General features: G+C 69.1%; 13 protein-coding genes. 4 read left to right on the forward strand and 9 right to left on the reverse strand.

The features are described from left to right. Nucleotides 1-16: 16 nt before the first annotated feature. From OG912_RS06670 to OG912_RS06690, 5 genes are all read right to left on the reverse strand, one after another. The gene (locus OG912_RS06670) at nt 17-817 is read right to left on the reverse strand and encodes an ABC transporter permease (protein ID WP_326739081.1); all 801 of its coding nucleotides are present in this window, start codon (nt 815-817) and stop codon (nt 17-19) included. Continuing rightward, on the reverse strand, nt 817-1,743 hold the full coding sequence (locus OG912_RS06675; RefSeq protein WP_327708593.1) for an ABC transporter permease: 927 nt from the start codon (nt 1,741-1,743) through the stop codon (nt 817-819). Before OG912_RS06675 ends, OG912_RS06670 begins: the two co-directional genes overlap by 1 nt. Beyond that, entirely contained in the window at nt 1,740-2,888 is a 1,149-nt protein-coding gene (locus OG912_RS06680) for an ABC transporter ATP-binding protein (RefSeq protein ID WP_326739079.1), read from the reverse strand. The genes OG912_RS06675 and OG912_RS06680 overlap by 4 nt, the downstream gene beginning before the upstream one ends. 63 nt (nt 2,889-2,951) lie before the next feature. Then, a complete protein-coding gene (locus tag OG912_RS06685) occupies nt 2,952-4,202 on the reverse strand; it encodes a polyamine ABC transporter substrate-binding protein (protein ID WP_327708594.1) in 1,251 nt (416 codons plus the stop codon). Between the two features lie 43 nt (nt 4,203-4,245). Continuing rightward, nucleotides 4,246-5,760 carry a gamma-aminobutyraldehyde dehydrogenase gene (locus OG912_RS06690; protein WP_327708595.1) on the reverse strand — a complete coding sequence of 505 codons (1,515 nt, stop codon included), beginning with the start codon at nt 5,758-5,760 and terminating at the stop codon, nt 4,246-4,248. A gap of 206 nt (nt 5,761-5,966) precedes the next feature. Between OG912_RS06690 and OG912_RS06695 the strand changes: the two genes are divergently transcribed. Next, entirely contained in the window at nt 5,967-6,545 is a 579-nt protein-coding gene (locus OG912_RS06695; protein ID WP_327708596.1) for an NADAR family protein, read from the forward strand. 176 nt (nt 6,546-6,721) lie between these two features. Here OG912_RS06695 and OG912_RS06700 read toward each other — a convergent pair whose 3' ends face one another. Further along, nucleotides 6,722-7,486, reverse strand: a complete 765-nt coding sequence (locus OG912_RS06700; RefSeq protein ID WP_327708597.1) for a DUF4190 domain-containing protein — start codon at nt 7,484-7,486, stop codon at nt 6,722-6,724. Between the two features lie 121 nt (nt 7,487-7,607). Here OG912_RS06700 and OG912_RS06705 point away from each other — a divergent pair, with 121 nt between their 5' ends. From OG912_RS06705 to OG912_RS06715, 3 genes are all read left to right on the forward strand, one after another. Continuing rightward, nucleotides 7,608-8,642: an adenosine deaminase gene (locus OG912_RS06705; protein WP_326739074.1), complete on the forward strand. Its 1,035-nt coding sequence runs from the start codon at nt 7,608-7,610 to the stop codon at nt 8,640-8,642. A gap of 24 nt (nt 8,643-8,666) precedes the next feature. Next, complete coding sequence (locus tag OG912_RS06710) at nt 8,667-9,377, forward strand: glycerophosphodiester phosphodiesterase (RefSeq protein WP_327708598.1); 711 nt, start codon at nt 8,667-8,669, stop codon at nt 9,375-9,377. Nucleotides 9,378-9,441: 64 nt separating this feature from the next. Continuing rightward, nucleotides 9,442-10,248, forward strand: coding sequence for an SAM-dependent methyltransferase (locus OG912_RS06715; RefSeq protein WP_327708599.1), 807 nt, complete (start codon nt 9,442-9,444; stop codon nt 10,246-10,248). A gap of 82 nt (nt 10,249-10,330) precedes the next feature. Here the strand turns inward: OG912_RS06715 and OG912_RS06720 are convergent, their stop codons facing one another. The 3 genes from OG912_RS06720 to OG912_RS06730 all read right to left on the reverse strand — a co-directional run bounded on the left by OG912_RS06720 (nt 10,331) and on the right by OG912_RS06730 (nt 13,752). Continuing rightward, entirely contained in the window at nt 10,331-10,876 is a 546-nt protein-coding gene (locus tag OG912_RS06720; protein WP_327708600.1) for a hypothetical protein, read from the reverse strand. A 54-nt stretch (nt 10,877-10,930) separates the two neighbouring features. Then, entirely contained in the window at nt 10,931-12,094 is a 1,164-nt protein-coding gene (locus OG912_RS06725) for an ABC transporter substrate-binding protein (protein ID WP_326740796.1), read from the reverse strand. A 218-nt stretch (nt 12,095-12,312) separates the two neighbouring features. Then, nucleotides 12,313-13,752, reverse strand: a complete 1,440-nt coding sequence (locus OG912_RS06730; protein ID WP_327708601.1) for a gamma-aminobutyraldehyde dehydrogenase — start codon at nt 13,750-13,752, stop codon at nt 12,313-12,315. Nucleotides 13,753-13,786 lie beyond the last annotated feature (34 nt).

Raw genomic sequence — 13,786 nt, forward strand, 5'->3', positions numbered from 1 at the left:
AACTCCTTCGGGACTTTCAGGGTCGTGCGTTCTTCCGCCGGTTCGCGATCAGCTGGCCGACGAGGACCACCAGTACCGCAATGATGAACATCGCTGTACCGATGACGTTGATCTGCACGGGCGTGCCGCGCTGTGCCGAGCCCCAGACGAACATGGGGAAGGTCACGGTGGAGCCCGCGTTGAAATTGGTGATGATGAAATCGTCGAAGGAGAGCGCGAAGGCGAGCAGCGCTCCCGCGGCGATTCCGGGGGCGGCGATCGGCAGGGTCACCCGCACGAAGGTCTGCACCGGTCCGGCGTACAGATCGCGGGCCGCCTCCTCCAGCCTCGGATCCATCGACATGACACGCGCCTTGACGGCCGTCACGACGAAGCTGAGGCAGAACATGATGTGCGCGATGAGGATCGTCCAGAAGCCGAGCTGCGCGCCCATGTTGAGGAACAGCGTGAGCAGCGACGCGGCCATGACGACCTCGGGCATCGCCATCGGCAGGAAGATCAGCGAGTTGATCGCACCGCGCGCCCGGAAGCGGTAGCGGACCAGGGCGAACGCGATCATCGTGCCGAGCACGGTCGCACCGACCGTGGCCCAGACGGCGATCTGGAGGGAGAGCGAGAGCGAGCCGCACATGTCGGCGACGCCGCAGGGGTCCTTCCAGGCGTCCAGTGAGAAGCGCTGCCAGGAGTAGTTGAAGCGCCCGTTGGGCTTGTTGAAGGAGAACACCATCACGACGATGTTCGGCAGGATCATGTAGGCGAGGGTCAGCAGACCCGCGATGACGATCAGATGGCGTCGCAGCCAGCGCAGTACGGGCATCAGACCAGGTCCTCCGTCCCGGAGCGGCGGATGTAGACGGTGACCATGACCAGGACGACCGCCATGAGGATGAAGGAGAGCGCGGCCGCCGTCGGGTAGTCGAGGACGCGCAGGAACTGGCTCTGGATGACGCTGCCGACCATCTTGGTGTCGGTGGAGCCCAGGAGTTCCGCGTTGACGTAGTCACCGCTGGCCGGGATGAAGGTCAGCAGCGTCCCGGAGACGACACCCGGCATGGAGAGCGGGAACGTCACCTTGCGGAAGGTGGTGGCGGGCGTGGCGTACAGGTCCCCGGCCGCCTCGTGCAGCCGGCCGTCGATCCGCTCCAGGGAGGTGTAGAGCGGAAGGATCATGAACGGCAGGAAGTTGTACGTGAGACCGCAGACCACCGCCATCGGGGTGGCCAGCACGCGGTTGTTCTCGGTCCAGCCGAGCCAGCTGGTGACGTCCAGGACGTGCAGCGTGTTCAGTGCGTCGACGACCGCGCCGCCGTCCGCGAGGATCGTCTTCCAGGCGAGCGTACGGATCAGGAAGCTGGTGAAGAACGGGGCGATGACCAGCACCAGCACCAGGTTGCGCCAGCGGCCGGCCTTGAACGCGATGAGGTAGGCGAGCGGGTAGCCCAGCAGCAGGCACAGGATCGTCGCGGTGCCCGCGTACAGCAGGGACCGGATGAACTGCGGGTAGTAGTCGGTCAGCGCGTCCCAGTACGTCTGGAAGTGCCAGGTGACCTCGAACCCCTTCTCCAGGGATCCCGTCTGTACGGAGGTCGAGGCCTGGTAGACCAGCGGCAGCGCGAAGAAGACGACGAGCCACAGGATGCCGGGGAGCAGCAGCCAGTACGGCACGAGGCGCCTGCGGGTGGAGGGCTTGCGCACTTCCGGCTCGGTGGCGGGGGCCGGTGGCGCCTCCTTGGTGAGGCTCACGCCGCGTCCTCCACCGTCTCCACGCCGGCGTCGATGTCCTGGGCGGCGTCCAGGCCGAAGGTGTGCGCCGGGTTCCAGTGCAGGACGACCTCGGCACCGGCGGTGAGCCGGGTGTCCCGCTCGATGTTCTGCTCATAGACCTGGAGAGATTTACCGGCCGGGCTCTCCACCACGTACTGGGTGGAGACCCCGATGAAGCTGGAGTCGACGATCCGGCCGGTGACCCGGTTGCGGCCCTCCGCTATCGCGTCCGCGTCGTCGGCGTGGGCGAGCGATATCTTCTCCGGGCGGATACCGAGCAGCAGCCTGCCGCCGTTCGCGGTCGGTGCCGGACAGCGGTCGGTGGGCAGCCGCAGCTTCCCGCCGCCTGCCGATACGACGATGTCAGTGCCGGTGGAGACGACCTCGCCCTCGATGAGGTTCGAGGTGCCGAGGAAGTTCGCGACGAAGGTCGTCCGCGGGTTCTCGTACAGATCGGCCGGGGCGCCGAGCTGCTCGACCCGGCCCCCGTTCATCACCGCGACGGTGTCGGCCATGGTCATGGCCTCCTCCTGGTCGTGGGTGACGTGGATGAACGTGATGCCGACCTCGGTCTGGATGCGCTTGAGTTCGAGCTGCATCTGGCGGCGCAGCTTGAGGTCGAGGGCGCCGAGCGGCTCGTCGAGCAGCAGGACCTGCGGGTGGTTGATCAGGGCGCGGGCGACGGCGACGCGCTGCTGCTGGCCGCCGGAGAGCTGATGGGGCTTGCGTTTGGCGAAGTCGCCGAGCTGGACGAGCTCCAGCATGTCGTCGACCTGCTTCTTCACCGATTTGATGCCGCGCCGGCGCAGACCGAAGGCGACGTTCTCGGTGATGTCGAGGTGCGGGAAGAGCGCATAGCTCTGGAAGACCGTGTTGACGGGCCGCTTGTACGGGGGCAGGCCGGTGATGTCGCGGCCGCCGAGGGTGACGGTGCCGGTGGTGGCCTCCTCCAGGCCCGCGATCATCCGCAGGGTGGTGGTCTTGCCGCAGCCGGACGCGCCGAGCAGCGCGAAGAAGGAGCCCTGCGGGACGGTCAGATCGAGCGGCCGGACGGCGGCGAAGGAGCCGTACGTCTTGCTGATCCCGGTGAGGCGGACGTCGCCGCCTGTCTGCTGCTGTGTCATGGATCGCAGTCCCAGTGGTGTCAGAGGGAGATCAGGGGGAGATCAGAGGGGAGGTGCGTGGGGTCAGGCGCCGATGAGTTTGGCGAACTTCTCCTCGTACGCCGTCTCTTCCTCGGAGGTGAGGGAGCGGAAGGCGTGCGACCTTGCGGCCATCGCCTTGTCCGGGAGGATCAGCGTGTTCGCGGCCATCGCCTTGTCGATCCTGGCGAGCTCCTCGCGGACCCCGTCGACCGGGCAGACGTAGTTGATGTACGCGGCGAGCTGGGCGGCGACCGGGGGCTCGTAGTAGTAGTCCATGAGCTTCTCGGCGTTGGTCTTGTGCCGCGCCTTGGCCGGGACCAGCATGTTGTCGCTGGAGGTGATGTATCCGGCGGCCGGGATGGCGAACTTGATGTCCGGGTTTCCGGCCTGGAGCTGGATGATGTCGCCGGCCCAGGCGACGCAGGCGGCGATGTCGCCCTTGTCGAGGTCGGCGGTGTAGTCGTTGCCGGTGAAGCGGCGTATCTGGTTCTTGTCGACGCCCTTCTGCATCCGGCCTATCGCCGCGTCGTAGTCGGCGTCCGTGAACTTGCCCGGGTCCTTGCCCATGTCGAGCAGGGTCATGCCGACGGAGTCGCGCATCTCGGAGAGGAAGCCCACCCGGCCCTTGAGCGTGGGGTCGTCGAGCAGCTGCGTGACGGAGTCGACCTTGCGGCCGTCGGTCGCCTTGGAGTTGTAGGCGATGACGGTCGGGATGCCGGTCCAGGGGTACGAGTAGGCGCGGCCGGGGTCCCAGTCGGGGGTGCGGAACTGGGCCGAGAGATTGGCGAACGCGTGCGGCAGGTTGGCCGGGTCGAGCTTCTGGGCCCAGCCGAGCCGGATGATGCGGGCGGCCAGCCAGTCGGTGACGATGATCAGGTCGCGGCCGGTGTCCTGGCCGGCCGCGAGCTGCGGTTTGATCTTCCCGAAGAACTCGACGTTGTCGTTGATGTCCTCGGTGTACTTGACCTTGATCCCGGTGCGCTCGGTGAACGCGTCCAGGGTGGGCCGGTGCTTCTCGTCCTCGCTGACGTCCATGTACTCGGTCCAGTTGGAGAAGTTGACCTGCTTCTCCTTGGCCGAGTGGTCGTCCGAGGCGGCTGCCGCGTCGCCCTCACGTTTGGCGGGCGGGATACCGCACGCGCTGAGCGTGCCCAGCCCGCCGATCGCGAGCGCGCCGAGGCCTGAGGCGCGCAGCATCGATCGGCGGGTGAGGGCTCCCCTGCCGTTGGTCAGACTCCGGCGCATCGCGGCCAGCTGGGCCGCGGAGAGGCGCTCGGGCTCGTACTGCTCCATACGCGTTGCCCTTTCGGGTGGGTATGCGGCCGGACCGGCCGGGTTATCGGTCCCCGAAGATCGTGCGGTGCCAGTCCTTCCGGGCGACCGCGGTGTTGTCGTACATGACGTGCTTGACCTGCGTGTACTCCTCGAAGGAGTACGCCGACATGTCCTTGCCGAAGCCGCTGGCCTTGTACCCGCCGTGCGGCATCTCGCTGATGATCGGAATGTGGTCGTTGATCCACACGCAGCCCGCCTTGATCTCGCGGGTGGCGCGATTGGCCCGGTACAGGTGGCGCGTCCAGGCGGAGGCGGCGAGTCCATAGGGGGTGTCGTTGGCGAGGGCGATGCCCTCGTCGTCGGTGTCGAAGGGCAGCACGACCAGGACGGGGCCGAAGATCTCGGCCTGGACGATCTCGCTGTCCTGGGCGGCCCCGGCGACCAGGGTCGGCCGGTAGTAGGCGCCGTCCGCCAGTTCGCCGCCCGGGGCCTCACCGCCGGTGACGACGGTGGCGTAGGCGCGGGCGCGCTCGACGAAGGCGGCGACCCGGTCGCGCTGGGCGTGGCTGATCAGCGGGCCCAGGTCGGTCTTCGGGTCGAACGGGTCGCCGAGCCGGACGGTCTCCATCAGCGCGGCGACGCCCTGGACGAAGGCGTCGTAGAGCGGGCGCTGGACGTAGGCGCGGGTGGCGGCGGTGCAGTCCTGGCCGGTGTTGATGAGGGAGCCGGCGACGGCTCCGTTGACCGCGGCCTCCAGGTCGGCGTCGTCGAAGACGACGAACGGGGCCTTGCCACCGAGTTCGAGGTGGAGGCGCTTGACGGTGGAGGTGGCGATCTCCGCGACCCGCTTGCCGACGGCGGTGGACCCGGTGAAGGAGGTCATCACGACGTCCGGGTGGCCGACGAGGTGCTCGCCCGCATCCCTGCCCGCGCCGGTGACGATGTTGATCACGCCGTCCGGGATGCCCGCCTCGGTGGCCGCCTGCGCGAACATCAGCGAGGTCAGCGGGGTGATCTCGGCGGGCTTGAGCACGATGGTGTTACCGGCCGCGATGGCCGGCAGGACCTTCCATGCGGCCATCTGGAGCGGGTAGTTCCAGGGGGCGATGGAGCCGACGACACCGATCGCCTCACGCCGTACGTACGAGGTGTGGTCGCCGTCGTACTCGCCTGCGGACTTTCCCTCCAGGTGGCGGGCGGCGCCGGCGAAGAAGGAGGTGTTGTCGACCGTGCCGGGGACGTCGAACTCGGTGGAGAGCTTGACCGGCTTGCCGCACTGGAGGGACTCCGCGTACGCGAAGTCGTCCGCCTGCTCGGCAAGGACGGCGGCGAAGCGGTGCATGGCCTCGGAACGCTCGGCCGGGGTCGCCCCCGACCAGCCGGGGAACGCCTCGCGCGCCGCGGCTACCGCCGCGTCGACATCGGCGGTGCCGGCGAGCTCGTATGTGTAGACCGTTTCGCCGGTGGCCGGATTCACCACGTCGTGCCTGCGTCCTGATGTGCCGGACCGCAGCCTTCCGCCGATGTACTGCGCGCCGTCCGCAAAGCGGTCCTGCACCTGGAAGCTGTTGCCCATCACGCTCTCCTCCGCCGCTGCCCCGCAGACCGGGGGCGGCGTAGCTTCTGCTCGATTTGACTGCCGATCCTGACAGAGGAGATCGAGCCCAACAAGTGATTCCGTTGTTGCCTTTTGGTTACGCGACGGAATCTGTCGACCATGTGTCGCGTCGGTACGGAATTCCCCGTACGTAGTGTCAGTGGCGGATGCCAGACTCGCGTGTCATGGAACACATCGGGGATGTCCGGGATGTCGGCGGACTCGTGTCACGAGCCGGTCAGGGCAAGAGGGTGAAGTACCTGCTGTTCTGGGGGCACCGGCCGCGCCCGGACGGTCGGATCGGTGCGAGCTGCCTCAGTCAGTGGTGGCCGTCGCCGTTCACGGTGGACGGCATGACGTACGCGTCGGCCGAGCACTGGATGATGGCCGGCAAGGCGAGGCTGTTCGGTGACGCGGAGGCCGCGGAACGGGCCGTGGCGGCGAAGAGCCCGGCCGAGGCGAAGAAGGTGGGCCGGCTGGTCCGCGACTTCGACGGGACCGTCTGGGAGCGCGAGCGGTACGGGCTGGTGGTGGCGGGCAGCGTGCACAAGTTCGGCCAGAACCCGGAGCTGGGCGGGTTCCTGCTGGGCACGGGCGACCGGGTGCTGGTCGAGGCGAGCCCGATGGACCGGATCTGGGGCATCGGGCTCGCGGCGGACGATCCGCGCGCCGAGGACCCGGCGACGTGGCGGGGCCTGAATCTGCTGGGGTTCGCGCTGATGGAGGCGCGGGCCACGCTGCGGGACGGCGCGGATGGCATATGAAAGGGGCCCGCGGGGCGGTGGGGGCTTCTCCCCACCGCCCCGCGGGCCCGGCTTCCCGGCTGCCGGCCGGGAAGCGCCCGGGACCGGGGACGTCACCGCGCGTCGATGACCGACGCCCTCATCACGCCTCGTCGGCGATCGGGGACCTCATCGCGCGTCGTCGACGATCGGGGACCTCATCGTGCGTCGTCGACGACCAGAGACGTCCCGTAGGTGTCGTCGTAGGAGGTGTCGTCGTCGAACTCGTCCGCGTGCGTGGCGAAGAGCCAGATGAGGCCTCCGATGATGATGACGCCGATGGCTATCCCGACCGACCCCAGGATGACCCCGGCCAGCGCCTGGCCGGCGTTGTCCGCCTCCCCGCGCGCGGCCCGCTTGCGGCCGATGATGCCGAAGATCAGCGCGAGCACGCCCAGGATGAGACTGGGGATGCCGTAGACGCAGAAGAGGCAGACGGCCAGGATCCCCAGCACCATCGCCGCCGTGCCCATGCCGTTGGCGGGCCCGGCCCCCCACGCGGGCTGGCCGCCGTAACCGGGGTAGCCCGGGTACTGCTGGACCGGCGGTGCCGGGTAGCCGTACTGCGACTGCTGCGGGCCCGGGTAGCCGTACTGCCCCGCGGGCGGCGGCGCCGGCTGACCGGGGCCGTTCGGTCCGACCGGCGGTGGCGGCGCCGAACCCGGGCCCTGCCAGGGGCCGGTCGGCTGTGCCTGGTCGGGTGGGCCGAATCCGGCCGTGGGTATCGGGCCCGTCCCGGGGCCCGGCATCGACGTGACCGTCTGCTGGTCGTGCACGGGCGGCGGACCGGGATTTCCGGTGCCACCGTCCTGCTGCGGGCGGGAATCCCCGGCGTTCTTCTCCAGCGGCACCTTGTTGCCCGGCGGAGCCCAGGGATCGCGCGGCACGGACCCGTCAGCGGGCCGTTCTGAGCTGTCTGACATGGGCCTCCCCCATCGTGATGCCCGTCATGCTACGGGCCGCGTCGTCCTACGATGACTCCCGTCCCCTGCCCGGTCCCCCGACGCCCGGGCCCTGCGCCACCTCATGCCCCCGGAGGATCCGATGACCGATCTGCACCCCTTCATCGCGGGGCTGCCCAAGGCCGAGCTCCATGTCCACCATGTCGGCTCGGCCTCGCCCCGCATCGTCGCCGAACTGGCCGCGCACCACCCCGACTCCAAGGTCCCCACCGCCCCCGAGGCGCTGGCCGACTACTTCTCCTTCACCGACTTCGGCCACTTCATCGACGTGTACCTCTCGGTCGTGGACCTGATCCGCACCCCGGAGGACGTCCGGCTGCTGACGTTCGAGGTCGCCCGCGACATGGCACGCCAGAACATCCGGTACGCGGAACTGACCGTCACCCCCTTCTCCTCCACCCGCCGCGGCATCCCCGAGCAGGCGTTCATGGAGGCCATCGAGGATGCCCGCAAGGCCGCCGAGTCCGAGCTCGGGGTCGTCCTGCGCTGGTGCTTCGACATTCCGGGCGAGGCCGGCCTGGAGGCCGCCGAGGAGACCACCCGGCTCGCCGTGGACCTGAGGCCGGAGGGACTCGTCTCCTTCGGTCTCGGCGGCCCCGAGATCGGAGTGGAGCGGCCGCAGTTCAAGCCCTACTTCGACCGGGCGATCGCCGAGGGCCTGCACTCCGTGCCGCACGCCGGAGAGACCACGGGACCGCAGACGATCTGGGACGCGCTGACCTCGCTGCGGGCCGAGCGCATCGGCCACGGCACCAGTTCGGTGCGCGACCCCAGGCTGCTGGACCATCTCGCCGAGCACCGCATCGCGCTGGAGGTGTGCCCCACCTCCAACATCGCGACCCGAGCGGTCGCGGACATCGAGCAGCACCCGGTCAGGGAGATGGTGGAGGCCGGTGTCCTGGTCACCATCAACAGCGATGACCCGCCCATGTTCGGTACGGACCTCAACAGCGAGTACGGGGTGGCTGCCCGTCTCCTCGGCCTCGACGAGCGGGGTCTTGCCGCGCTCGCGAAGAACGCCGTCGAGGCGTCCTTCCTCGACGCGGCCGGCAAGCGAACCCTGTCCGCCGAGATCGACACGTACACGACGGACTGGCTGGAGCACACGGGTCGGTGACCACTCGGTGGTGACAATGGCCCCATGGCCACTGTCACCCCTGTCACCGCCGTCGCGCACCGCGGCGATCCGTACCGTGTACGGGAGAACACCCTCCCCTCGATCCGCTCCGCCCTCGAACGGGGGGCGGACGCGGTCGAGATCGATGTCCGGGTCACCCGTGACGGCGTGCCGGTCCTGCTGCACGACGCCACGCTGGAGCGGCTGTGGGGTCATGACCTGCGGCTGGACCGGCTCACCCATCAGGAGCTGACCGAGCTGACCGCGGGTGCGGTGCCGACCCTGCGCGAGGCCCTTCTCGCCGCCGGGGCGCACCGCCTCATGATCGACCTGCCCGGCTCCACCGACGCGTCCGTACGAAAGACCGTCGGCGTGGTCCGGGAGTGCGGGGCCGGTGAGCGCGCCTACTACTGCGCGGGGCCCGAGGCGATGCTGCGGGTGCGGGCCGCCGACCCGTCCGCCGAGATCGCGATGACCTGGACGACGCTCGCACCGCCCCGGGCAGCACTGCTGGAAGCCGTACGGCCCCGCTGGCTGAACTACCGGTTCGGGCTGGTGAGCCGGGAGCTGACGGACCGCAACCACCGGGACGGGCTGCTGGTGTCGGCGTGGACCGCGGACACCGGCCGGACGATGCGCCGGCTGATCCGGCAGGGCGTGGACTCCATCACCACCAACCGGATCGACGTTCTGCACAAAGTGATCGTCAACTCTGCCACCGGCGACGGATCTTGACCGGTCCGGCATCATGGACGGGACCTCATCGCCCCGATGCCGGGCCTGCGCCAAGGAGCCAGACGTGACCGCCCCCCGCAGCAATTCCCTTTCTGCCCGCGTCCGTTCCGACGTCGCCCACAACGCCCGGGTCTGGAACTACTGGCTCGGCGGCACGGACTGCTTCCCGGTGGACCGGGCCGTCGGCGACCAGGTCACCGGCATGTATCCGAGCATCGGTGAAGTGGCGCGGGCCGACCGGGCGTTCCTGGGGCGGGCGGTGCGGTATCTGGCCGGTGACGCGGGCATCGGCCAGTTCCTGGACATAGGCACCGGTCTGCCGACTGCCGACAACACCCATGAGGTGGCCCAGCACACCGCGCCCGACGCCCGCGTGGTCTACGTCGACAACGACCCGATCGTCCTGGCCCACGCCCGTTCGCTGCTGACCAGTTCGCCGGAAGGAGCGACCGAGTACATCGAAGCGGACGCCCGGCACCCGGAACAGATCCTGCGGGCCGCGCAGCCGACCCTCGACCTGGAGCGCCCGGTCGCGGTCATGCTGCTGGGCATCCTGAACTTCGTCCTCGACACGGACGAGGCACTGCGCATCGTCCGCACACTGATGGACGCGGTCCCCTCCGGCAGCTATCTGGTCCTCACCCACCCCACGCTGGAACTGGGCGGCGAGGGCAACGAGGCGGCGATGCGGTTCTGGAACGAGAACGCCACGCCCCCGATCACCGCCCGTGGCCGCTTCGAGTTCGCCGCGTTCCTGGCGGGGCTCGACGTCGTGGAGCCCGGCATCGTCTCGTGCGCGCACTGGCGTGCCGCGCCCGGCCGGGCCGGGGCCGCGGTCGCCCAGTTCGGCGCCGTGGCACGCAAGCGCTGACCGCGCCGCCCCATGCGCATACGAGGGCCGGCCGCTCCCGTACACCGGCCGGCCGCCTTCGGTGCCCCGTCGGCCGACTGGCTCAGACCGCCGGAGCGGCTTCCTGGGCGGGCACCGGCTGCGGCGTCCGGTCCATGGCCTCCAGCCGCTTGATCATGCGGTGCACGATCAGGAGCGGAATCACCCCGAAGACGCCGAACGACATGTCGATGACCGACCACCAGAAGGGGATGCCGCGGATCGGTCCGCAGATCAGCGCGAGCGGGATGATCCCGGCGCAGGCGATCATCCCGAACTCGATGACCCAGATGTTGCGGACCGGATCGCGGTAGGGACCGTAGAAGGCGACCGCGATCACGAGGTGGGCGAAGGCCAGCCAGTCGGTGCCGTAGAGCACGAACGGGTAATCGGTGTCGGCCGTGTCGAGCCCGGTGCGGACGCGGGTGATCCACTCCATCAGAGCCGGGAGGTGTTCGGGGACGGGCGAGGCCGAGGAGCTCAGCAGATCCTCGGCCCAGCGCAGTTCATGGACGAGCGGGAAGGCGGTCAGCCCGCTCAGTGCCAGACAGACGATGAAGACGATCAACCACACGCGTATACGCCTCTGCAGGCCGCGTCGCTCGCTCATGTCCGCAGCGTACGCCCGGGTTTACCGTCCCTTTACGCCGCCCCTGGCAGGGCTTCACAGACCGACGATGGAGTTCCACTTCTTGGCGAACTCCGTGCGCTCCTCGGACGTGATGTCCCGGGCGATCGCGAGCCGCTTGCGCATGGCGTCGTCGGGGAAGATCAGCGGGTCCTCGGCGAGCGCGGCGGTCTCCTCGTCCTTGGAGGAGGCGAGCACCTCGCGTGCGGCCGGCACCGGGCAGACGTAGTTGACCCAGGTGGCGAGTTCGGCGGCGACCTCGGGCTCGTAGTAGTAGTCGACGAGCTTCTCCGCATTGCGCTTGTGGCGGGCGAGGTTGGGGATCATGAGCGATTCCGCCCAGAGCTCGGCCCCCTCCTCCGGCACCAGGAACTCGATCTCGGGATTGTCCGCCTGGAGCTGGATGACGTCGCCCGAGTAGGCCTGGCAGGCGAGCACGTCACCGGTGGAGAGGTCCTTGATGTAGTCGTTGCCCGTGAAGCGGCGGATGTGCTTCGACTTCACCAGTTTCTCCACCTGGTCGCAGATCTCGTAGAAGTCGTCGCGCTTCCAGCGGGTGATGTCGACTCCGTTGCCCTGCATCAGCAGCGCGAACGACTCGTCGAGCCCCGACAGCAGCGTCACCTTGCCGCGCAGATCGTCCGCCCACAGATCGCTCGTGTGCTTGATCTCCCGGCCCAGCTTCTTGCGGTTGTACGCGATACCCGTGATCCCGGACTGCCAGGGCACGCTGTGCGTCCGGCCCTTGTCGAAGGCGGGTGAGCGCAGTTGCGGGTCGAGGTACTTCGCCACGTTGGGCTGTTTCGCCCGGTCCATCTCCTGGACCCAGCCGAGCCGGACGAACCGCGCGGCCATCCAGTCACTCATGACGATCAGGTCCCGGCCGGTCTGCTGGTGGTTCATCAGTGCGGGGCTGATCTTGCCGAAGAACTCGTCGTTGTCGTTGATCTCCTCGGTGTACGTGACGGAGATCCCGGTCCGCTTGCCGAACGCGTCGAGGGTGGGCCGCTTCGACTCGTCCTCGTCGTCGGTGTCGATGTAGAGCGGCCAGTTGGCGAAGTGCAGGGAGTGATCGCCTGCGGAGTAGTCGCGTCCGGCACGGTCACCCGGCTCCACATAGGCGGCGGGGACTCCGCAGCCGGCCAGCGTGACGCCGGCCGCTCCCGCCCCGAAGGCGCGCAGCAGGGACCGGCGGGACATGGGGTGGTTCGGGATCGCTCGCACCTGCGCAGGATGCCCGTCGCCGGGTGCGCCGGGCAATGGACCATCCGTCCAGCGGGGCCCGCCCGGTGCGCACACCCTGTCGAGGGCGGGCGGGGGCCGGGAGGTACGGAAACGGCCCCCGGAACCACGGATTCGGCCCCCGGGCACTCGCACAGTGCGCCCGGGGGCCGAGTCCGTACCGCTGAGGTGAAAGCTCAGCCGTCGAGCGAGGTCATGACGTGCTTGATGCGGGTGTAGTCCTCGAAGCCGTAGGCGGAGAGGTCCTTGCCGTAGCCGGACTTCTTGAATCCGCCGTGCGGCATCTCGGCGACGAGCGGGATGTGGGTGTTGATCCACACACAGCCGAAGTCGAGGTTCTTGGACATCCGCATGGCGCGGGCGTGGTCCTTGGTCCACACCGAGGAGGCCAGCGCGTACTCGACGCCGTTCGCCCACTCAAGGGCCTGGGCCTCGTCCGTGAAGGACTGGACGGTGATGACCGGGCCGAAGACCTCGTTCTGGATGATCTCGTCGTCCTGCTTGAGCCCGGAGACGACGGTCGGGGCGTAGAAGTAACCCTTGTCGCCGACCCGGTGGCCGCCGGACTCGACCTTGGCGTGGGCGGGGAGCCGCTCGATGAAGCCGCTGACCTGGGCGAGCTGGTTGGCGTTGTTGAGCGGGCCGTAGAGCACGTCCTCGTCGTCCGGCTGCCCGGTCTTCGTGTCGGCGGCGGCCTTGGCCAGCGCGGTGACGAACTCGTCGTGGATCGACTCGTGGACGAGCACGCGGGTCGCGGCCGTGCAGTCCTGTCCGGCGTTGAAGTAGCCGGCGACCGAGATGTCCTCGACGGCCTTGGCGATGTCGGTGTCCTCGAAGACGACGACGGGCGCCTTGCCGCCGAGCTCCAGATGGACCCGCTTGACGTCCTTGGCGGCGGACTCGGCGACCTGCATGCCGGCCCGGACCGAACCGGTGATGGAGGCCATCGCCGGGGTCCGGTGCTCGACCATCGCACGGCCGGTGTCCCGGTCGCCGCAGATGACGTTGAAGACGCCCTTGGGCAGGATCTGCCCGATGATCTCGGCGATCAGCACGGTGGACGCCGGGGTGGTGTCGGACGGCTTGATGACGACGGTGTTGCCCGCGGCGAGGGCAGGGGCGAACTTCCATACGGCCATCATCATCGGGTAGTTCCACGGCGCGACCTGCGCACAGACACCGACCGGCTCGCGGCGGACGATGGAGGTCAGGCCCTCCATGTACTCGCCGGCCGAGCGGCCCTCCAGCAGCCGGGCGGCACCCGCGAAGAAGCGGATCTGGTCCACCATCGGCGGGATCTCTTCGGTACGGGTGAGCCCGAGCGGCTTGCCGGTGTTCTCGGACTCGGCCGCGATGAGGTCCTCGGCGCGCTCCTCGAAGGCGTCCGCGATCTTCAGCAGGGCGCGCTGGCGCTCGGCGGGCGTGGCGTCGCGCCACGCGGGGAAGGCGGCTGCGGCGGCGTCCATGGCGGCATCGACATCGGCCTCGCCGGACAGCGGAGAGGTCGCGTAGACCTCCTCCGTCACCGGGTTGACCACGTCGATGGTCCGCCCGTCGGCGGCGTCCCGGAACTCTCCGTTGATGTAGTTGCGCAGACGGCGCACCTCGGTGGTCACAACCACCCCTCCTGTCGACACGTCCAATGGGTGA

The organism is Streptomyces sp. NBC_00464 (genome assembly GCF_036013915.1).
Lineage (GTDB): Bacteria > Actinomycetota > Actinomycetes > Streptomycetales > Streptomycetaceae > Streptomyces.